Genomic DNA, 1,172 nt, shown 5'->3' with positions numbered 1-1,172 from the left:
GGTTAACGGTTCAAGATTATGTGCAGTATACAGGATGGATGAAAGAACAAGGGGTAGATTTAATCGATTGTAGTTCTGGTGCTGTTGTACCCGCACATATTGATGTGTATCCTGGTTACCAAGTACAATATGCTAAACATATTAAGGAGCATGTTAACATCGCGACTGGTGCGGTAGGATTAATTACAACCGGATCACAAGCAGAGCAAATTTTAAATAATAACGAAGCAGATTTAATTTTTATCGGACGCGAGTTACTTCGTAATCCATACTTCCCAAGAATAGCTGCCAATGAACTTGGCTTTGAATTAAAAGAACCATATCAGTACCGACGAGCACCCGGGAAAATTAAAACTAATAAATAAAACCGAGAAATTATTCTTCTCGGTTTTACTTATTTTATTTCTATAATATCGTTTGAACTATAAATATGAATACCAGATTCTTCACGCAGCGCTGTTATATACATTCCTTTCGCCACATCTTTAGCTGAAATTGGTTTATACTTTTTAAAAGCCCCTTTAAATATAAACGGAAGAATACGAGATAATTTCTCAGCCATTCTTTCCCCCAAGCGATATTCTTGTCGATTTCCAACTAATAATGACGGCCTGAAAATGTGTATGCCACCAATAACTAGCTTTTTCAGCTCCTCTTCCATTTTCCCCTTCACTTGCGAGTAAAAGAAAAATGATTTAGGTTTTGCTCCCATTGATGAAATAACAAGAAAATTTTGTACGCCTTGTTTTTCAGCTAAGCAGGCAGCTCGCAATGTATATTCATAATCTACTTTTTTAAAATTCGACTTCGATTTCGCTTTTTTTATCGTTGTTCCTAAGCAACTAAAAACATCATCTACTGCAAAAAATTCTTTATATTCCTCTAATACTGAAAAATCCACCTGTTTCTGTTGCAATTTCTCATGCTGTAATTGTAATGGTTCCCTTACAAAAATAGTAACCGAATCGTAGTAATCTGAGTCAAGTAATAGTCGCGTTATTTCTTGTCCAACTAACCCACTTGCGCCAAGTACTAACGCTGTTMGCTTATTCATATATGTGTATACCTCTTTATTTACTATTCTCTCCTATAGCTAATTGTCGCTAACAGGAGTTTCCGTTCTCCCATTTTATCATAAGTAAAGCGCTATGCGTATGCATAGTGCTTTACTT

Annotated in this window: 2 protein-coding genes; one reads left to right on the top strand and one right to left on the bottom strand. The window is 35.7% G+C overall.

Annotated features, from left to right (window positions below):
• Nucleotides 1-365 (top strand): oxidoreductase (locus AC1DJR_RS30595; protein ID WP_477004322.1); only part of this gene is annotated, 365 nt, incomplete at its 5' end.
• Between the two features lie 29 nt (nt 366-394).
• On the opposite strand, the gene AC1DJR_RS30590 is transcribed toward AC1DJR_RS30595, so the two are convergent.
• Nucleotides 395-1,054, bottom strand: a complete 660-nt coding sequence (locus tag AC1DJR_RS30590) for an oxidoreductase (RefSeq protein ID WP_477004321.1) — start codon at nt 1,052-1,054, stop codon at nt 395-397.
• Nucleotides 1,055-1,172: the final 118 nt, after the last annotated feature.

This window comes from Bacillus sp. 05T31, assembly GCF_056396725.1.
Note: the sequence above shows the minus strand (reverse complement) of the source record. Positions and strands in the feature narration are given on the sequence as shown.